Source organism: Parabacteroides bouchesdurhonensis (assembly GCF_900186615.1).
GTDB lineage: Bacteria > Bacteroidota > Bacteroidia > Bacteroidales > Tannerellaceae > Parabacteroides > Parabacteroides bouchesdurhonensis.
In genome coordinates this window covers 376,717-395,463 of record NZ_LT896588.1, presented here as the reverse complement: position 1 = coordinate 395,463, position 18,747 = coordinate 376,717, and the positions used below count along the sequence as shown (strand labels likewise).

The following is an 18,747-nucleotide window of genomic DNA, read 5'->3' as shown; positions in this document are numbered from 1 at the left end:
TCTTGTGCTTTTTATGGGAAAATTCTTTAAAATAGTATCAGCTATGATGTTAATAGTGAAACTATTTCTTAATTTCACATCGGCTTTAAAAAAAATTATAGATGAATCAAATACTGGTAATTGAGGATGAACAGCGCGTGGCAGAATTGTTGCAGACTGGTTTAGAAGAAAGTGGTTATAAGGTTATTGTTGCAGTGATGGGGCAGTTGGCTTGCGACTCTTTTTTCAACATTCTTTTGATTTAGTGATTTCAGATATAATCTTGCCTAGAATGGGTGGATTTGAACTTTGTAAAGAAATCCGGCAAGTAAATGCCAAGATTCCTATTCTGATGCTTACTGCATTAGGAAGTACAGATGACAAGCTGGAAGAGTTTGATGCCGGAGCAGACGATTATATGGTAAAACCGTTCGATTTTCGCGAACTGCTTGCGCGTGTTTCTGTGCTGCTAAAACGTAATGGTCAGGAATATCCTCAAGAACCCTGGAAAATGTTGGAATTTATGATTTGCTCCAACCATTCTTTGGTAAAAACATCACCATCCACAAACGAATATGAATCTGCCTTATGCTCAATCTCGCTTATTCCGTAAACAATTACTCCCCCGTCGGAATTGGCAAATGCCGACACATCTTTGGCTATCTCGTTTTTCTTTTTATCATCTTTTGCAAGAGCACCTGCAGCCTTGAAATCGAGGTGTATAGATTCTTCAACCCCATTATCGATTAAATATTGAATGTCGGCAAAGGTATATATCTCTTTATCAAATAAGTTCATGTCTTTTAGTAAATGTAATATAATTGCGATTGACTAACTATTAGATAGAATGTTTTATCTTTAGATCATTATATAAAGCCAGCCCTTTTGCTGTCAGCAAATATTTTTGCCTTGGATGATTGGGTTTATCGGGATATAGAATCTTGAGAATACCAGTCTCGATAGCAGGATTTATGTAGTTTTCTATAAAAGTCGGGCGATGCTTCAAACCGACTTTCTCCATTAATCCTTTCAGCGATAATTGTTCGTTTGACAAGGCGGACAACAAAGCGAGAACTTGTTCGGTTACTTGTACGGTAGGTTGTTCGGTACTTGTACGGTTATCATATTGTGCTTGCTCTGTAATCAATTCTTTCGGCGCATTTACGACCATATACCGATTCCGCAGCTCGTTATTTTCGCCCAATAACAGATTGCGGAAAAATCGTTCCAAGTATTCGGAATTGCGCATAATGCCTTTTTGCACGTTTTGGTAGTTGGCGCGTACCAGTGCATTACGGAAATACCACGAGTGTTTGGCGAATAGGTCGTTTGTCACATCAAAGCCCATAGAACGTAGATAGAGAATCGTGAACACGGCAGTTGTTCGGGTATTTCCCTCGCCGAACGGATGGATTTGCCATAGTCCCGACACAAACTTGGCTATGTGGTTCACTAATCCATTCCTGTCCACTTTGGAATAGTCGAACTGGCGTTCTTGTTCCAAGTCGTATTCAATCGCTTTGCGAAGATCGGGCGCAGAAACATAGAGCACTGTATCTCCACGAAGTACCCATTCCTTTTTCGTGATGTTGTAATCGCGTATTTGACCGGCAAACTTGAATACACCATCGAATATCCGACGATGAATCGATGTCAGTCCGACAAGCGTAAACGCAAATGTTTTTTCGGTAAGAAGCCTACGAATGTTGGTCGATGCCGTATCTGCCTCATGCATTTCCGCATTTTCGGGAATGCGTGCTTCTTTCGACTGGTAGTAGCTTTTTATGAGCTGTTCTGCTTCGTCAATCGTAATTTCGCCCTCAATATCTTTTCGGGCGATTTCAATCAGATAGTGGGATGGCTTAAGTCCATCGACGGCCTGCAAGCCGATTGCAGTCTGCCACGCATAGCCTTTCTCCCGTTTTTGCGGTTCGTCTTGGCGGATGTATTCGTCGAAGTTTATCATAGCTCAATCACTTTAGTCCTAATTTATTACACAATTCCTCTGTTGTCTCTGTGAGGTATGTATAAGATTGTGGAGCAGCAATATTATTACCCAAGCACATTAAAGATTTCGGCGTCTCTAATTTGAAAACCGTCTTAAATTTGATAGCATAAGAATCTTGATGGTCGGCAAAATAAAGCATGAAAAAATCCTTCGAGACACCGGCGTGCCTTTTGGTTTTTTCCCATACGCATTCTGGCGTTCCCTTTAAAATTGAATCTATCTCAATCAAGGCGACAATCATTTTGATAGGCGCAGTTGCATATACAACAATATGTCGTATATCCGTAGGAATGCGCTTGCGATATTCGTATAGCTTCTCCCCAGATAGTATTTTTTCAATATGACTTGGATGAATGGATAATATGATCGTTTCAGTTCTCATGTATCAATGCTGAATATTGTTGATTATCAATTTTTCTAATACTTTGGATATATCCTTCAACTTTGGCCTTAGCAATCTGTTGATAGGATATTTCTTTATCAAGAGCGATATACCGGAAAAGTATTACTAACGTCTTTTTCTCCAGAATTTTAAGTAAATCTGAATAACTGTAGACGGTTCTTTTGGCAATGGTAGGAAATACTTCGTTGATATTTTCTGAAAATAGAACATCTTCGACGATTCCCATACATTGTATGGATTTCCGGTCTTTGCTTCGGTAAAACAGGATGATATCCCCTTTACGAATCGTTTTTATTTTGGAATGACACAAATACGCTTTTTTGATCGTATTTCCTTGACAAGAATATAACGATTGATCCTTCTCGAATAAAGAGCCTTTCATGCTACTGAAGTCCGGGAACAAATCTTCATGATATTGCGGCTGAATAGGAATAATAAATTTTTGAACGGATTCATTATCCCTGAAGTAGGGATAATACCTTATCAAAGAATCCAAACTACCGCAATTATCATCCATTAATTTCATTGGCTTGATATAAACATCATCTTGTTTATATTTACCGAGGCAATAAAAGCCATAATCTAAACAAAGTCCTACAAGTGTTTTCTGTTCTTCTCCGAACGTATGTAGATATACCCAATCCAACTTGTTTTTTACACAATAATCGAATGCGATATACAAAAGTCGCTCGCCTAATTTTTTCCCACGAGCCATTGTGTCAACCTTGAAAGTACAAAGTTTCAAGATCCGTCCGGGAATAATCTCCCCGTTATCGGTTAGTCGAGTGTCCTGTTCGTGTTTGTAAATACAGATTGCGGCAACATTACCGTCTCTGTTTTCGATACACCAGCATTTTCGCTTATCTGTAGCACATTTCTGAAACCATTGATCGAATCCAGCGTATGATTGACGCAAGGATTCGAAAAAAGGTTGATTCTTGTTTATTTCATATAAAAAACGTTCTTTTACACCAGTGTAATCGAAAGAAAACGGGACAGTCGTATATCGCCGGAGTAATAACAAGAATTGTTCTAACCGATATACCTTATCCTGCAAGCCAATCCGTAAAGCTTTTTTGTGTATGCCTTCATCATTTGTAACAAGAAGATGTACGGCTCCACGATATAAGGCGAACAATACATTATTGTCTACCTTGTCGTTGTCATTAGATTGTGACAAACCAAGCTCGTAGCACTCCTGAACGGAAAGAATGGGAGGATTCTCTATTTGCGAATATTGTCTTAATCGAGATAATACGATTTTCTGTCTTTCTTGATTCTTGTCTCGGTTGATATCTTCAAACTGTATCGGATGAATATATAGACAATGTTGCTGTTCTGCAGATAATTTACGCAGTTCGGCAAAGGAAGTGTCAAGAATCCTACTCGTATCTTCCAATGGGATAATGATATTTGTGTCTAATAATATATTCATCAGGAATATTATTTGGGTGAACTAATGGAATATTTTATTGGTTGTGTTCTTCGTTTTTATCTTTACCGACTTTTAAAGCCAACCAAAAACCGATAATCATTAAGACGATTGAACAGATCAAGACTATATTCGGAGCTTTTGAGAATTTCGTATCATTTCATATGTTTGGGCTTATTTACTGCTGATTAAATCTTTCGGATTAACTTGTAAGATGTTTGCTATTTCGAACAATACATCTAAACTCGGCTGACGTCTGTTACAGACATAAGAATTGACGATGCAAAAACTTTTTCCGAGTTTTTCCGCCAACCAAGTTTGCTTGATGCCTTTCTCTTCCAACACTTCTTTTATTCGATTTTTGGGCTTGTCCATCTTTAATGTTTTCAATATTTCCGACGCAAAGATATAAAATCTTATGCAATAAAAAGATAAAAACCAATAGGTATTATTATCATGATTAGAGTTTATTGAGAATCGCTGATTTTAGTCATTCAATATTGTACAAATAATACTATAAATATGCTTGCTAACATTGTATATCTGCCGACAGACATTTGTCTGTCGGGGTATTGGGCTCCCCCGAAAGGAATTTCGTGGACAACAGACACGCCAATTTGTTTTCCATGAATGGCAAAGTTCTTATATCGAAATAGGAATATAATAATCTCAATTATACAACTTTTTCCCTTTTTTAGAATCATATCAGGTAGCATTTATTTGCGTGAACAATCTGGAGAGTAGATACATCCAAGTATGGCAAGACACTATTCGAAAGTGAAATTCCGGGTTTCAGAAGACATACAAAACACTATGTACGGATTGACCAAACATAGTGCTTTCCCCTTTTGCGAGAGATTCCTGCTTTATAGTTTCAGTTCCTTGATGACTCTTTTTATTTCGTAGGCGACCGATGTCATATTTTTTCTGACAGTGGAAAGCGCGGACGAGAGATTGGAAGCGGTAATAAACCGTCTGCCGTTCTTGGATTGCAAGAACCGTCCTTTGTCGAGAACGGACTGCCAGCGGGATTGGATGAACGAGTTTTCGAGAAGTGCATCGAAAAGGACAACCACATGGCGGAGGTTGTTCACCCGGATATGAAAGCCCTCCTTGCAGGAAAAGAGAGCTCCCATATCCTCGATGCGGAGCATAGAAACGCAAAACAGATGATAAGTATTGGCACAAGACACAATACCTGTCATCTGTTCTTGAGTGAAATTACAGCCGAAAGAAAGCGGTGGGGCATCTGCCACCTTAGCGGTACGATGCACGATTGGTGTCGGCAACGGCTCCGACCTGTCATACTGCCTTCGCAACACCATGCACTCCTCGAAGGAGAAATCTGATGCTGTAAAAAGAGGATGGATAAAGTGGGTGCATTCTGTCAGCAGCCCTTTGACGATGTGGATGTTCATTTCGTGGCAGTTCCGGCAAACTGCATTATCGCAGTTTATGTACCGGTGACTGTTTATGAAGTCATCCACATAGCGGTTGTACCGCTTGCCATCCGCAATCACATTTTGGAGATAGAGTTCTCTCGCCTCGGAGAGTAACTCAAATAGTTCTTCTGCTACATCCTGTTCAGTAGCAAAGTGGGGCTGGTGTTGCTTCCCTTCAAAAAAAGAGAAGACTTTTTGATTTGTTCTTTCATGTTGAATTACTTGTTTATGAGTTTATTTAATTGTTAAATTCATTTTAGTAGTCATTTAAGAGAGGTTTTGGAGAATATCATTTCTCTGTCCGAATGTCTTTGTGTGTTGTTTTATTTACGATAAGAATACTTACCTCATACAGCAACCACATCGGCAATGCAACCAGCGACAGCGTGAAGACATCAGAGGTCGGTGTGATAATGGCGGCTACCATAAGAATAGCCACGATAGCGTGTTTGCGGTATTTGCGCATGAAACCGGCCGATAGCAGTCCCAATTTAGCAAACAGTCATGAGAGAATCGGTATCTCGAAAACAAGTCCCATTGCCAGCGACATGGTCATCAGCGTGGAAATATAGGATTGCAAGGCAATCATGTTTTCCACTTCACCGCTGACCTGATAGGTTCCCAAGAAACGAAACGTCAGCGGGAAAATCAGAAAGTAGCTGACGGCCACACTCAAGGCGAACATAGCATAGCCGCCTTCGACCACCCGTACCACATACTTCCGCTCATTGACGTACAAGGCAGGTGACACAAACCGGAACAACTGGTAGAGGATGTATGGCGATGCACACAGGATACCGGCACATAATGCGGTTTTCATGTGAATGATGAACTGCTCGGCCAGTCCCGTGTTGATGAGCTTCACGAGAAAATCCGGTGCGCCGGCCTCCGTCACCAGGCTACTGAGTGAATAGAGCAGCCGGTAAGTAATAAAATTGGCATCTTTGGGTGCGAGGATAACGGCAAACAGTTCCTCCTTGAAACAGAATGCCGCCACGCCGAATACTACGGCTACGAGCAGGCTCTTCACGATGGCTGCACGCAGCACGTCGAGGTGCTCCCAGAAAGATTGTTTGTCCGTATCAGCCGCCATCCGCTTATTCTTTTTTCACCGGTTCTTCCTCTATTTCTTTTTCCATATTGTTCATCCCCTCCTTGAACGAACGTACTCCCTTGCCGAGACCTTTCATCAGTTTGGGAATCTTCTTGCCACCGAAGAACAGCAGCACGACCAATGCGATCAGCAGCACTTCCTGCATACCCAGACCGCTGATAAATAATGGTGTCATCATAATGTTCATTGTTAATTTGGTTTTGTTGAAATATCGTTAATTCCCGGATGACTTGACCGGTGAACCGCCGAATACATCGCTCATATCCATATTGTCGAGAAGCTCATCTATTTTTCGGATCTCCTCTATCGACAACTGAATATCGGTCGCCCCGATATTTTCTTTCAGGCGGGATAGCTTTCGGGTTCCCGGAATGGGAACTATCCACGGACGCTTGCCCATCATCCACGCCAAGGCCACCTGTGACGGAGTGGCGTGGTTTTCTTCAGCCAGACGGTCGAGCAGGGCAAACAAAGCCCGATTCCGTTCAAAGCTCTCTTGCCTGAACTGGGGCATGGAAGCGCGGTAATCGGTTGCAGCATCGAAATGGCTACCTGCCGAATAACATTCCGTGAGCAGACCGTTGGCAAGCGGAGAGAACGCAACGAAACCGATGCCCAATTCATCAAGCGTCGGAAACAACGACTCGTGCCAGCGTGCCATCATCGACAAACGGTTCTGTATGGCCGCTACCGGACATACTCTATGTGCCCGGCGCAGATACTCCTCACTCGGTTCCGAGATACCCCAATGCAGGATTTTACCTTCTTTTATCAATTCAGCCATAACAGAAGCCACCACTTCCGGCTCTACCCGAGAATCCATTCTATGCTGATAGTAAAGGTCGATATGGTCGGTCTGTAAGCGGCGAAGCGAACCTTCCACAGAACGGCGTATTACCTCCGGACGGGAATCCGTCAGGACCGTATGAGTTCCCGGTGCTTCCGGATTCTCGAAAGAGATGCCGAATTTGGTGGCAATCACGATTCGGTCGCGGAAAGGTTTCAAGGCTTTTCCCAGCAAAACCTCGTTGTCATGCGGGTTTTGCGCCGTACCATACGATTCTGCGGTATCGAAAAAAGTATAGCCCATCTCCACGGCATCGGCCAACAACCCGGTCATCTCATGCTTATCCGCAGGTGCTCCGTAGGCATGACTCATGCCCATACATCCAAGTCCGACAGCGGACACCCTTAATCCGCTGAGTCCTAAATTTCTGTAATACATATTTATGATATTAAAGCGTTATTACAATTATCTCGATTTGCGACAATGCAAAAGTACGATGCCACTCCCGAACCGGCTTTACAAGAATTACGGATGAAAATACATTTATTTCGGTTTTTACACTTATGCAGTTCATACTTCGAAAATATCCGTAAAAAAGGCAATATGATTCTTGCCGGAAAAATTCACTACTTGATTGATAATTCGTATCTTTGCAGGCAAGTATAAAAAGAAAGAATATGGCGGAAACAGAAAATATCATAATAAAAGACACGCTCGAAGGGCTGGGTACGGATACCTACAGCGATTATCTGGCACATGCCCTTTGCCTGTCCGGAACGTGTCGGCTGGGATACAACGGACAGGAACGCGAACTGCACGCAGGCGACCTGATGATTGTGCGTAAAGGAAAACTGGTGGAATGGATTCGCCCCTCGGAAGACTTTCAGGTAAAAGTGATTTATATCACGTCCGGATTCATTGTACTGAGTACGCCGCAAAACAACTACGGCATGAAAGGACAGCTCTCCCTGTTTCTCAATCCCATTATGCGCCTGACGACCGAACAGCAGGAGTTGTGTCGGCAGGATTTTGAAATGGTGGAATACCGGTTATGCCATGCGGATCATCATTTCCATCGCGATATGCTTATCGCATCGACGCAAATGATGATACTCGACTTCTTCGATTTCCACTCTCACCTTTATGGCGAAGACAATGTTTCCGTCCAGAACGCTTCCATCATGTCTCGTTTCCTCAATATGCTGGAAAACGGAACCTACCGCGAACACCGTGAAGTAACCTATTACGCCGATTGCCTCTGTGTCACCTCCAAATACCTCTCGGAAGTTTCCAAGAAAGTCAGCGGCTATGCGGCCAATTATTGGATAAACCGTTACACCACACTCGATATTTCCCGCCTATTGCGCGACAAGTCTCTTACTTTTGTCCGCATATCCGATATGTTCGGCTTCTCTTCGCCAGCCTATTTCAGTCGTTACGTCCAGCAACATCTGGGGGTAAACCCGACGGAATACAGAGGATAAATCACATTCGACACACTATAAATCCGGACTGTTTCCACTTCTGGATTCTGTAATCATATCGTTTACAAATCGTAAACGATATTTTTTGTGACTTCTCAGTCCGAAATTGAACAAACCGCAAAAAAGGAATTTCTTGCGGTAATTATTGTAATATCCCCAAACAGCATTATTGCGAACTTTGCAATCGGAAACATAAGTTGAATCATAATAAAGAAATAATCCTTATGAAGAAGATTCTAATGACAGCCGTCGCACTGCTGACCATGACAACAGGAATGGCACAAGAAAGAGTGAACCCCTGGGGAATGGTATATGACAACGCCATCATGGAGAACGCAACCGATGCCGTGCAGTTGCTTCCCGTCACATACGATGTGGACGGCATAACGGTATCAGCCAATGTTTATCTGCCTGCCGGATACGACACGGCGAAACGATATGCCGCTGTGGTGGTATCACATCCCAACGGCGGCGTGAAAGAACAGGTAAGCGGAATGTTCGCTCAGAAACTATCCGAGGCCGGTTACATCGCCATCGCCTGCGATGCCCGCTATCAAGGACAGAGCGGCGGTCGCCCCCGTGGGACGGACAAACCTGTCAACCGCATCGGCGACATACACGGCATGATAGACTACATATTACAATTTCCCGGTGTGGACAAAGAACGTATCGGAGCTTTCGGCATTTGCGGAGGTGGCGGTTATACGGTAGCGGCAGCACAAAGTGACAAACGCATTAAAGCAGTAGCGGTGTTGAGCATGTTCAACACGGGACGGGTACGCCGCAACGGATATTGCGATTCACAGGTCAGTACCATTCCGGAACGGTTGCGTCAAGCATCGGCCGCCCGCCAACAGGAAGCGGAAACCGGTGTGACCGTCTATCCGCCCCAACAGAAGCAGCCGACCGAAGATGAGCTGAAAGCCATGCCGTTCGACCTTTACCGTGAAGGTGTCTTCTATTACACCACATCGAAATATGCCCATCCGAACAACGGCTCTTCCGCCCCTTTGAGCAATATGCTCGACTTGATGGCATGGGATGCCACAGACCGTATGGCACTTATCGACCAACCGCTATTCATGATTGTCGGAGAAAAAGCCGACTCTCGGTACATGACGGACGAGGCAATGCAAAAAGCAACGGGAACAATCGACAAGAGCCTGTTCATCGTTCCCGGAACCACCCACATACAGACGTACTACGTGCCCGAATACGTGGAACAGGAACAGGCACGCCTCGTAGAATTTTTCAACAGCAAACTTTAACAGGAACGAATATGAAAAAAATGATAATTGCGGCATTCGCCGTGTTGATTACCACGATGGCAATGGCACAGAATATAGAAAATTTCAGACAGCCCTATCCGCTGGGACAAAAATTACCGTCCACCCCGAACTTCACGGGAGATGTATGGCTGGCTCCCGTCAGTACAAACGACAGTTTGAACCTGCCCGCCAGCAACGTCACATTCGTACCGTCCTGCATCAACTCGTGGCACTACCATACGGGCGGACAAGTGCTGGTGGCATCGGCCGGTATCGGTTATTATCAAGAGAAAGGTAAACCTGCCCGGCGGCTGTTTCCCGGCGACATCGTAGAAATAGCCCCGAACGTCGTTCACTGGCATGGGGCCGCACCAGATTCATGGTTCGCTCACATTGCTGTCAGGCCCAATAGCGGCGACAACCGGTCGGTATGGCTGGAACCGGTGGGCGAAGACGACTACCGTGAAGCAGTCAGCCAAAGCATAAAACCAATCGTGTCGCTCGATGAACGTCAGCAGGCCATCGTCGCTATCGGTTCCTATACGGGACATGGCGACCTTGAACATCTGCCGCAAGCTCTCGTACAGGGTTTGGAAGCCGGGATGACCGTAAATGAAATCAAGGAAATCCTTGTTCAGGCATACGCCTATTGTGGTTTTCCCCGCAGCCTTCGTGCCATCCAGACCTTTATGAAAGTGCTCGACGAACGCAAGATGCAAGGCATTACGGACAACGTGGGGCGCGAAGCATCGCCTGTCAAAAATGCCGGAGACAAATATGACCGTGGCACTATCATTCTCGAAACGCTCTCCGGTGTAAATTCAGCACATCCAAAGACCGGGTACGGTGCTTTCGCCCCGACCATAGACCGGTTCCTGAAAGAACATCTGTTTGCCGACATCTTCGAACGTGACTTGCTCAGTTATCAGGAACGAGAACTCGCCACTGTCTCATTTCTCGCCGGAGTGGGCAACGTTGAGCCGATGGCATACGGACACATGGGTATCTGCATCCACCTTGGCGTAACAAAAGAACAACTATCCGCCTTGCTCGACATTGTGGAAAACAATCTCGGAAACAAGTCTGCCAAACCGTTACGCACTGTTTTGGAAAACCTGACTACAAAATAATATTATTGGAACCATGAGAATAATGACTTATTTGGCTATTATGATGGCGGCTACTTTAGGGTTGTCCGCCTGCACGGATAAGCCGGAGTTTCCGGAAAAGAACGATGAAAACGGAACTACCGTTAATGACGAGTTCCAGATCCGGATGACAACAGCCGTTCCCAATACCTATTTTTCGGCGGCAACAGAACGTGGCCAAGTGGTAAGAATCGAGTACGAATCGAAAGATTACACCCGTTCCGACCGTCTGGTGACAACAAAACCAGCGTATGTGTACTTGCCTTACGGGTACGACGAAACACAACAATATGATATCATTTATCTGATGCACGGATGGACCGGCACGGCAGAAAACACATTCGAAGCCGCCGGAGGCAGGCAGAAAAACATAATCGACTGGATGATTCAGCAGGGCGATTGTAAACCGGTTATTGTCGTATCTCCGACATGGGACAAAGATAACCGGGCGAAAGATTGGGGTGAATCGTGTGAGGAAATCGCCGTGTTCCACAATGAATATGAGAATGATTTGATTCCGGCCGTGGAAAGCCGTTTTTCCACATACGCCGAGACAACGGACAGAGCCGGCATCGTTGCATCGCGTGACCATCGGGCTTTCGGCGGTTTCTCGCTGGGAAGCGTCACAACATGGTATATCTTTGAACATTGCTTCGATCTGCAACGCTACTTCCTACCGATGAGCGGCGACAGTTGGCACGTATCTACTTTCGGAGGGCAGAATGCGCCTGAACAGACCGCACAATTCCTGGCCTCCGTAGTCAGCGCGTCCCCTTTCGGAAGCGACAACGGTTTCCATGTCTGGCACGCCGTGGGAACACAGGATTCGCGTTTCTACCAAACCCACAATCTGGCGATGGCCTGCATGCAGCTCACCGATGTCTTCACGCCCCACAATTTCTCCTATCACCAGAAAGAGGAAGGCTATCACGATTTCAATGCCACTATGGAATTTGTATATAATGCCCTGCCGTTCTTCTTCCCGAAGGAAGGTGGAGGACAGCAGGCTTTCAGCCGGACAAGCCGTATTGTTGATGTAATGGATGACCCGGCATTCAACGGTTGCGGAAGACTTATCTTTCCGGTAAATGAAAGCTATTGGAGCGGTGAGACACTAGAACAGTTACGCCTGACCTGGTATAACAATATCGACCCGGACATGACCGTCGAAATCTGCAACTACATGAAATCGCACGCAGGAACGGTTTTCCTTGACATCTACACTGAAGCCGACAAACAGGCCGACCCGCAAAAACGCAATACGGGACTGTTCTTCTTCCGTGGAAAATCCGCTGCTCCTTTCGCCATCTGCAATGCGGGTGGCGGATTTGCATACGTCGGTGCCATGCACGACAGTTTTCCTCATGCCCTTGAACTGTCAAAACTGGGTTACAATGCTTTCGCACTCATTTACCGGCCTGACAACGCATACGAAGACCTGGCACGTGCCATCGCTTTTATCCACGACCATGCCGAAGAATTGGGAGTACCCTCTGACGGCTATTCTCTGTGGGGCGGTTCTGCCGGAGCCCGTATGGCGGCCACACTCGGAAATGCCGGCTACCTCCGCCAACTGACCGGACGTTCGGACATCCCGCAGGCATCAGCCGTCATCATGCAATATACGGGCTATACCGCAGTCAGTCAGCAAGACGGAGCCACCTATGCCTGCGCAGGCACGAACGACGGCATCGCCTCATGGCGCACCATGCAAAGCCGCTTGCAAAACCTCTCTGCTCTCGGTATTCCGACAAAGTTTCATGCCTATGACGGCCTTCCGCACGGCTTCGGTTTGGGGACGGGAACGGTCGCCCAAGGATGGCTGTCGGACGCGGTTCGCTTTTGGGAGTCTCAGTCCGGCAATCGGCAAAGACATTGCCCCGAATATCAACTTAATATAAAAATATGAGAGATTTTAATTTCAGAAACGACACGAAACTCTTCTTCCGTAATGACATCCGGGAGACTGTTTCGGAAATCACCAAAGACCATAAGGTCATGCTGGTTTATGGCAGCGGTTCCATAAAACAAAACGGCTGCCACGAGGACATTACCCGGACTTTGGTTGATTCCGGCATTCCTTTCATAGAGTACGGAGGCTCATCAAGGGAGTTTGAGAAAATAGAGCAAGGTATCCGGTTTGCCAAAACAAATGAAGTGACGATGATTATCGGCGCAGGCGGGGCAAGCGTAATGGACAGTGCCAAACTGATGGCTTTCGGTTTCTATCATGAGTCCGACCTCTGGGACTACGTGAAAGGGAAACCATCCTATGGTTTGAAACGGCTCCCGCTTGCGCTCATTCCCACTTATCCTTCAAGCGGTTCCGAGAACGGTCTCGGAGCGGTGACCGTCGATTCCAGTAACGGAGATTTCGGCACGGCATACGGTATTCCGGCCGATTATGCGATACTTTGTCCACGCTACTCCTTGACGCTGGACAAAGAAATGACAACCTATACAGGTCTTGTCACACTAGTGCAACTTTCGGCGTGTGTGCTTGGTGACAAGAACAGAATGTCATACGATGCCGGAATCTCGTATATCAGAAATGTCCTCGAAGCGACAAAAACGTTGCAGAACAATCCCGATGACCTCAATGCGAGAGGAATAATCATGCTGGGAACTTCCCTTTCTACTTCATCCAGAATCGGTATCGGCAAAGAAGAAAATTTCGCATACGACATTTATGAACTGGAATTCCTGCCCGAAAAACTCTTCGGAGGTTCGTATCGGAGAAGCCTGACCTCCGTATTCCCCTTATTTCTCAAGGTTATGGGAAAGCATCATGCCGAAGATATCAGAAAATATTACGCCGACGCATTCGGCTTCGATTCGTCCATAGAGGAATCCACTCGGAAACTAATCGGACTGTTTTCTGATTTTGGAGTGGAGATGCGCTACGAGAGGGAAATCAGCCGCAAGCAGGTCGATGACATGCCAAACGGAACTGTCCAAAGATGAGATATTTGAAATCATGAACACTTTAACCCGAAAATAGAATGAGAAAAACAATCACTATGGCCGTGCTGCTTCTGGCATTGGCGGCATGCAATCAAAACAGTAAGACAACCGATAACAATAATATAAATATGAACCAGAAAGAGAAAGCAAAGGAAGTCGCCGGACGCAGGAACTTTGGCGCACAACATCCGGTCATGACCCCACAGCCGTGTATCATGATTGCGACCTATGACGAAAACCAGGTTCCGGACGTGATGATGGCGGCATGGGGTGGCCAGTGCGACTACGACAAAATCACATTCGACTTGGGGGCGCACAAGACGACCGACAATATCCGTCTTAAAAAAGCCTTCACGGTCAGCTTCGCCACAGAGGAAAACATGGCGGAGTCTGACTATTTCGGGCTGGTAAGCGGTAACAAAATACCCGATAAAGTGAAACGAGCCGGTTTCATCGCCACACCCAGCCCCAATGTTGATGCACCTATCATCAACGAGTACAAACTCACGCTGGAGTGTCGTGTAATCGAAATGGAGGAAAACGGAGAAGGCGGTGCACGGGTAGTCGGCGAAGTCGTGAACTGGAGTGCCGACGAAAGCATCCTCAATGCTGAAGGCAAAGTGGATCTTGCCAAACTCAAACCCATCATTTTCGACTCGTCCGCATTGGTTTACCGCACAGTCGGCGACAGCATAGGGCAGGCATGGCATTCGGGGAAAAAGTTCCAATAGCCGAAAATCACTACATCAAAAAACGGGAGGCATTCTGTGCGATGTCTCCCGTTTTTTTAGGCTTGTAGATATTCGTTTCTTCACCTGCGAATCAGATATTTGATGAATACATATCCGCCGAATACCTGAAGCAACATGCCGGGAATACCGATGCGGAAATCCTGTACGGCCAGATAAAAATCCCTTTTCATGCCCCATTCTCCCAGCGTACCGACAAGTTGATAGAACAATACCGTACCCAGCAAAAGCGATATGGATACCTTGTCGTACCGATGTGCCACATACCCGGCAGAAACAGCCAGCAGTACGGATTTCAGCAGGATGGCCGGAAGGGAGACAGGCAAAGGCATACCGAACAGGAACGAATTAACGACAGGAGAAAATACGGCAGTCAGCAATCCGACTTTCCATCCGTACTTGTAAGCCCCGATAAGCGTAAAAAAGTAAATAGGCAGCCAGGTTATTCCCCCTTGGGGCATGAGATGAAAAATTTGAGGCAGGACGATATTGCCCAAAATGAATAACGAGGCTGCCAGATAGGCCTTCAACTCTGTATAGCCCAATGTGTAAAGTTTTACAGTTGTTGTTTGCATATTCTTGATGATTTAGAATTTATTCCTCATTTTTGAAACGAACTCTTTTATAAACGACAGACATTGAACGGCAGTCACACACTTTTTGCACAAGGTCTCGACCGGACAGATTCCGTCTCCCTGCCGGTTGACGATGTAAGGAACCTCTTGTGTAAAACGGACTGATATGCCAGTATCTTCAAACAATACAAGAGCAGACGTACTGATGACATCCGCATGTACCTCCCGGACACCACCCAACACCAGCAACGCAGCGGCACCTTTGCCGACCACCTTGTCCGCAACGGACGCACCCCGAAGCAAATCGGGATGTTCCGTCAGAAGACCATACAAGTCGGATATGCCTCGACCGTCGAATGTGCGGATTCCATCACCGGCTACTACTAATGAATGGTTGCCGTTTCTCAGTATCTGAACCAAGTCGTCCATCATCCGATTTCCTGTTTCAAACGTTCCACATATGCGTCTATCCGGTGCAGTTCCTTCGGGATATTGATACGCTGTGGACAGTGGACGCTGCACTGGTTGCAACCGATGCACCGGCTCGCCTGCCGCAACTTGGGGACGCTGCGGTCATATCCCACGAGAAAGGCTTGCCGGGCTTTCCGATAGTTCTCATCCTGTGTACTGTCCGGGATATTGCCTTCGTTCAGACACTTGTTGTAATGGAGCAGGATAGCGGGTATGTCTAAACCATACGGACAGGGCATGCAGTATTTGCAGTCATTGCAGGGAATGGTGTTGAACTGCATCATCTGCGTGGCCGTATCTTGCAGGAACTTGAAATCGTCCTCCGTCAGCGGCTTCAAGAGAGCATAAGTGCGCAGATTGTTCTGTAAATGCTCCATACGGGTCATGCCACTCAACACGGTATGCACGCCGGGCAGGCTGCCGGCAAAACGGAACGCCCACGAAGCCACGCTCATCTCAGGCTCTCTCTGCTTGAGGCGGGCTACGATGGTGCTCGGCACATTGGAGAGCCGACCGCCAAGCAGAGGTTCCATGATGACAGCCGGAATCCCGCGTTTTTCCAGTTCGCCATACAAGTACTCGGCATCGGTATTCATCGGATTGATCTGCTTGGCATACTTCCAGTCCAAATAATTCAACTGGATCTGCACGAAGTCCCACTTGTATTCATCATGTCGGGAAAGCAAATAGTCGAACACCCGGACATCACCGTGATAGGAAAATCCGAGATTGCGGATACGTCCCGCTTCGCGCTCCTCCAGCAGAAAGTCGAGAATGCCGTTCTTCATATACCGGTTCTCGAACTCTTCCATGCCGCCACCCATACCCACGCCATGCAACAGCAGATAGTCCAGATAATCCACCTGCAACTCCTTGAGCGAATTGCGGTACATTGCGATGGAGGCTTCGCGGCTCCACGTGGCCGGTGAGAAATTGGAAAGTTTGGTAGCGATGAAATATTTGTCACGCGGATGACGGCTCAGAGCAATACCGGTGGCGCGTTCCGACTTGCCCCGGCAATAGGCGGGCGATGTATCGAAATAGTTCACTCCGTGGGCGATGGCATAGTCCACCAGCTCGTTTACCATCTCCTGGTCTATCTCCTCATTCCCTTCGCGGGCACTACGGCCGCCGACAGAGGGCAGACGCATCATACCGAACCCCAACAACGACACCTTGTCGCCCGATGTCGGATTCGTCCGGTAAGTCATCCGGTCCGTAGGGATTTCTCCGGCAGATACCGTCAATGTCCCGTCTTTCCCGCCACCTACACACGCCGACAGTCCGGTTGTGGCTACTCCGGCGACTCCTATCGTTTTCAGAAAATCCCGACGGGACAGGACTTTCTTCTTTTTATCTTGATTACTCATATTTCTATTGCTTATAAGTTTTACATCACGCTATGTACAGGGTGTCCTTCCACATATATGGCACTGAAAGGTCGTGCCGGACACAGGTTTTCGCATGCGCCGCACCCGATACACCGCTCGGCATTGACAACCGGAATCCGGACGGAGTTCATATCGTCATTGTCAGAGGGAACCATCAGTATCGCTCCGGAAGGACAATGACGGGCACAGTTGCCACACTCCACACCGTCGGTCAGCGGAATACAATTCTTCTTAATCCATACGGCATGGCCGATACGGGTAGATGATTTCTCTTCGATTGCTATCGGCCGAATAGCTCCTGCGGGACATACGTCGGAGCAACGTGTACACTCCGGACGGCAATATCCCCGTTCATAAGACATTTCGGGCTGCATCAGTTTCTGCAAGTCAGTCGAAGGACGGAGCACATTATTGGGACAGGCCGACACGCAAAGCTGGCAGGCCGTACAATGCTGTGCAAAATGGCGTGCGCTCCATGCACCCGGCGGTACAATCGGCGTGGCACGTACCAGTATCTTTTTGTCCTCGATGATCGCCAGACCACCGTCCACTTTTTTCTCCTGTGCTTTTAGTGCTGCTGTGGTGGCCACTACGGCTGTTGCCGTCAGAAAACTGCGACGTGCATTATCTATCTGGTTTTTATCGTCTTTGTGTATGGCACTTTTTTCAGCTTGTTCATCCAAAGTCTTTTTTCTCATTCGGAACCCTATAGCTCCGTGCTTGCAGGTATCGATACAATCCATACATGCTACGCAACGGCTGTAATCTATTCGATGATTCTTATAGTCGATGCAGGCAGCCTTGCAACGGCGTGAGCACAGACTGCAATTCTTGCATTTCTCTGCATCCAGTACCGGACGGAACAAAGAAAAACGGGAGAAAAATCCCAATACCGTTCCCACCGGGCAAATCGTATTGCAATAAGTCCGTCCGTTCCTCCATGCCAGTATAACCAGTACGACAAACGTAATGGCAGCGATAATGAACGTAGGCAGGCTCTTCATCCACACTTCCGTTTCATAAAAGGCGTAGCTGTCCGCCCGCTCGGCAAAATAGGCGAGCAGGTTGTTTCCCAAACGATATACCGGAGCGAAAAGATTGGAAGCGATACGCCCGTAAGAACTGTAAGGAGCCAGCAATGCCACAAACGAATCGATTCCGGCAACCAGAGCAATAATGAACAGCCCCAATACACCGTAGCGCAGCCACTTCTTTTCCGGAGAATAGTCGAAGCGATACCGTTTCTTCTTCCGCCGCCCGCTTATCCACGACACAATGTCCTGAAACACACCCAGCGGACAGATGACCGAGCAATAGACACGGCCCACAAGCAGCGTCAGCAGAACCAATGCGACGACCACACCCGCATTCATGGCAAGCAGGGCAGGCAGGAATTGCACTTTTGCCGTCCAGCCCAGCCACGCATGGATTGTTCCCGTAAAATCAAGGAATAAAGCCGTAACCGCTATGAAAAACAGTACGGCAAGTATCAGTCTTATTTTTCTCAACATATCGTCTTCGCTTTATCGGTT

The 18,747-nt window shown here is 46.8% G+C and carries 18 protein-coding genes and 2 pseudogenes; 7 read left to right on the top strand and 13 right to left on the bottom strand.

The window, feature by feature from the left end; genetic code table 11:
- Nucleotides 1–101: 101 nt before the first annotated feature.
- A pseudogene (locus tag C1721_RS01810) lies at nt 102–469 on the top strand (response regulator transcription factor); the annotation flags it as partial.
- 5 nt (nt 470–474) lie between these two features.
- On the opposite strand, the gene C1721_RS01805 reads toward C1721_RS01810, so the two are convergent.
- From C1721_RS01805 to C1721_RS01760, 9 genes and pseudogenes are all read right to left on the bottom strand, one after another.
- The gene (locus tag C1721_RS01805) at nt 475–777 is read right to left on the bottom strand and encodes an AlbA family DNA-binding domain-containing protein (protein WP_102406616.1); all 303 of its coding nucleotides are present in this window, start codon (nt 775–777) and stop codon (nt 475–477) included.
- A 40-nt stretch (nt 778–817) separates the two neighbouring features.
- Nucleotides 818–1,945 (bottom strand): Fic family protein, encoded by a 1,128-nt coding sequence (locus C1721_RS01800; protein ID WP_102406614.1) that lies wholly within the window; start codon nt 1,943–1,945, stop codon nt 818–820.
- A gap of 7 nt (nt 1,946–1,952) precedes the next feature.
- Nucleotides 1,953–2,369 carry an ASCH domain-containing protein gene (locus C1721_RS01795; RefSeq protein ID WP_102406612.1) on the bottom strand — a complete coding sequence of 139 codons (417 nt, stop codon included), beginning with the start codon at nt 2,367–2,369 and terminating at the stop codon, nt 1,953–1,955.
- A complete protein-coding gene (locus tag C1721_RS01790; protein ID WP_102406610.1) occupies nt 2,359–3,825 on the bottom strand; it encodes a GNAT family N-acetyltransferase in 1,467 nt (488 codons plus the stop codon). Before C1721_RS01790 ends, C1721_RS01795 begins: the two co-directional genes overlap by 11 nt.
- Nucleotides 3,826–3,996: 171 nt before the next feature.
- Nucleotides 3,997–4,197, bottom strand: coding sequence for a helix-turn-helix domain-containing protein (locus C1721_RS01785; protein WP_102406608.1), 201 nt, complete (start codon nt 4,195–4,197; stop codon nt 3,997–3,999).
- Between the two features lie 491 nt (nt 4,198–4,688).
- The gene (locus tag C1721_RS01775) at nt 4,689–5,483 is read right to left on the bottom strand and encodes a hypothetical protein (RefSeq protein WP_199830423.1); all 795 of its coding nucleotides are present in this window, start codon (nt 5,481–5,483) and stop codon (nt 4,689–4,691) included.
- A 70-nt stretch (nt 5,484–5,553) separates the two neighbouring features.
- Nucleotides 5,554–6,357: pseudogene (tatC, locus tag C1721_RS01770) on the bottom strand (twin-arginine translocase subunit TatC).
- A 4-nt stretch (nt 6,358–6,361) separates the two neighbouring features.
- Nucleotides 6,362–6,556, bottom strand: a complete 195-nt coding sequence (locus tag C1721_RS01765; protein ID WP_199830390.1) for a Sec-independent protein translocase subunit TatA/TatB — start codon at nt 6,554–6,556, stop codon at nt 6,362–6,364.
- A gap of 36 nt (nt 6,557–6,592) precedes the next feature.
- Nucleotides 6,593–7,603 carry an aldo/keto reductase gene (locus C1721_RS01760; RefSeq protein ID WP_102406600.1) on the bottom strand — a complete coding sequence of 337 codons (1,011 nt, stop codon included), beginning with the start codon at nt 7,601–7,603 and terminating at the stop codon, nt 6,593–6,595.
- 239 nt (nt 7,604–7,842) lie between these two features.
- Here C1721_RS01760 and C1721_RS01750 point away from each other — a divergent pair, with 239 nt between their 5' ends.
- The 6 genes from C1721_RS01750 to C1721_RS01725 all read left to right on the top strand — a co-directional run bounded on the left by C1721_RS01750 (nt 7,843) and on the right by C1721_RS01725 (nt 14,760).
- Nucleotides 7,843–8,649 carry an AraC family transcriptional regulator gene (locus C1721_RS01750; protein WP_102406596.1) on the top strand — a complete coding sequence of 269 codons (807 nt, stop codon included), beginning with the start codon at nt 7,843–7,845 and terminating at the stop codon, nt 8,647–8,649.
- Nucleotides 8,650–8,873: 224 nt separating this feature from the next.
- Nucleotides 8,874–9,917 (top strand): alpha/beta hydrolase, encoded by a 1,044-nt coding sequence (locus C1721_RS01745; RefSeq protein WP_102409191.1) that lies wholly within the window; start codon nt 8,874–8,876, stop codon nt 9,915–9,917.
- A gap of 11 nt (nt 9,918–9,928) precedes the next feature.
- On the top strand, nt 9,929–11,047 hold the full coding sequence (locus tag C1721_RS01740; protein WP_102406594.1) for a cupin domain-containing carboxymuconolactone decarboxylase family protein: 1,119 nt from the start codon (nt 9,929–9,931) through the stop codon (nt 11,045–11,047).
- Between the two features lie 13 nt (nt 11,048–11,060).
- Entirely contained in the window at nt 11,061–12,974 is a 1,914-nt protein-coding gene (locus C1721_RS01735; RefSeq protein ID WP_102406592.1) for an alpha/beta hydrolase-fold protein, read from the top strand.
- The gene (locus C1721_RS01730) at nt 12,971–14,029 is read left to right on the top strand and encodes an iron-containing alcohol dehydrogenase (protein WP_234347250.1); all 1,059 of its coding nucleotides are present in this window, start codon (nt 12,971–12,973) and stop codon (nt 14,027–14,029) included. The genes C1721_RS01735 and C1721_RS01730 overlap by 4 nt, the downstream gene beginning before the upstream one ends.
- Nucleotides 14,030–14,067: 38 nt before the next feature.
- Entirely contained in the window at nt 14,068–14,760 is a 693-nt protein-coding gene (locus C1721_RS01725) for a flavin reductase family protein (RefSeq protein WP_234347247.1), read from the top strand.
- Between the two features lie 80 nt (nt 14,761–14,840).
- Here C1721_RS01725 and C1721_RS01720 read toward each other — a convergent pair whose 3' ends face one another.
- From C1721_RS01720 to C1721_RS01705, 4 genes are read right to left on the bottom strand one after another with little or no spacing between them, the layout of a single operon-like run.
- Nucleotides 14,841–15,353 (bottom strand): ECF transporter S component, encoded by a 513-nt coding sequence (locus tag C1721_RS01720; protein WP_102406590.1) that lies wholly within the window; start codon nt 15,351–15,353, stop codon nt 14,841–14,843.
- Nucleotides 15,354–15,365: 12 nt separating this feature from the next.
- Nucleotides 15,366–15,782, bottom strand: a complete 417-nt coding sequence (locus C1721_RS01715) for a DUF1893 domain-containing protein (RefSeq protein ID WP_102409189.1) — start codon at nt 15,780–15,782, stop codon at nt 15,366–15,368.
- Nucleotides 15,782–17,194, bottom strand: a complete 1,413-nt coding sequence (locus tag C1721_RS01710) for an aldo/keto reductase (RefSeq protein WP_102406588.1) — start codon at nt 17,192–17,194, stop codon at nt 15,782–15,784. Before C1721_RS01710 ends, C1721_RS01715 begins: the two co-directional genes overlap by 1 nt.
- Before the next feature lie 20 nt (nt 17,195–17,214).
- Entirely contained in the window at nt 17,215–18,726 is a 1,512-nt protein-coding gene (locus tag C1721_RS01705; protein WP_102406586.1) for a 4Fe-4S binding protein, read from the bottom strand.
- Nucleotides 18,727–18,747: the final 21 nt, after the last annotated feature.

Bases quoted from the DNA above. Each gene is read 5' to 3' on its own strand.
- C1721_RS01800 (WP_102406614.1), bottom strand. From the start codon at position 1,945: ATGATAAACTTCGACGAATACATCCGCCAAGACGAACCGCAAAAACGG.
- C1721_RS01805 (WP_102406616.1), bottom strand. From the start codon at position 777: ATGAACTTATTTGATAAAGAGATATATACCTTTGCCGACATTCAATAT.
- C1721_RS01715 (WP_102409189.1), bottom strand. From the start codon at position 15,782: ATGGACGACTTGGTTCAGATACTGAGAAACGGCAACCATTCATTAGTA.
- C1721_RS01735 (WP_102406592.1), top strand. From the start codon at position 11,061: ATGAGAATAATGACTTATTTGGCTATTATGATGGCGGCTACTTTAGGG.
- C1721_RS01705 (WP_102406586.1), bottom strand. From the start codon at position 18,726: ATGTTGAGAAAAATAAGACTGATACTTGCCGTACTGTTTTTCATAGCG.
- C1721_RS01745 (WP_102409191.1), top strand. From the start codon at position 8,874: ATGAAGAAGATTCTAATGACAGCCGTCGCACTGCTGACCATGACAACA.
- C1721_RS01740 (WP_102406594.1), top strand. From the start codon at position 9,929: ATGAAAAAAATGATAATTGCGGCATTCGCCGTGTTGATTACCACGATG.
- C1721_RS01790 (WP_102406610.1), bottom strand. From the start codon at position 3,825: ATGAATATATTATTAGACACAAATATCATTATCCCATTGGAAGATACG.
- C1721_RS01765 (WP_199830390.1), bottom strand. From the start codon at position 6,556: ATGATGACACCATTATTTATCAGCGGTCTGGGTATGCAGGAAGTGCTG.
- C1721_RS01720 (WP_102406590.1), bottom strand. From the start codon at position 15,353: ATGCAAACAACAACTGTAAAACTTTACACATTGGGCTATACAGAGTTG.
- C1721_RS01730 (WP_234347250.1), top strand. From the start codon at position 12,971: ATGAGAGATTTTAATTTCAGAAACGACACGAAACTCTTCTTCCGTAAT.
- C1721_RS01710 (WP_102406588.1), bottom strand. From the start codon at position 17,194: ATGAGTAATCAAGATAAAAAGAAGAAAGTCCTGTCCCGTCGGGATTTT.
- C1721_RS01760 (WP_102406600.1), bottom strand. From the start codon at position 7,603: ATGTATTACAGAAATTTAGGACTCAGCGGATTAAGGGTGTCCGCTGTC.
- C1721_RS01750 (WP_102406596.1), top strand. From the start codon at position 7,843: ATGGCGGAAACAGAAAATATCATAATAAAAGACACGCTCGAAGGGCTG.
- C1721_RS01795 (WP_102406612.1), bottom strand. From the start codon at position 2,369: ATGAGAACTGAAACGATCATATTATCCATTCATCCAAGTCATATTGAA.
- C1721_RS01725 (WP_234347247.1), top strand. From the start codon at position 14,068: ATGAGAAAAACAATCACTATGGCCGTGCTGCTTCTGGCATTGGCGGCA.
- C1721_RS01785 (WP_102406608.1), bottom strand. From the start codon at position 4,197: ATGGACAAGCCCAAAAATCGAATAAAAGAAGTGTTGGAAGAGAAAGGC.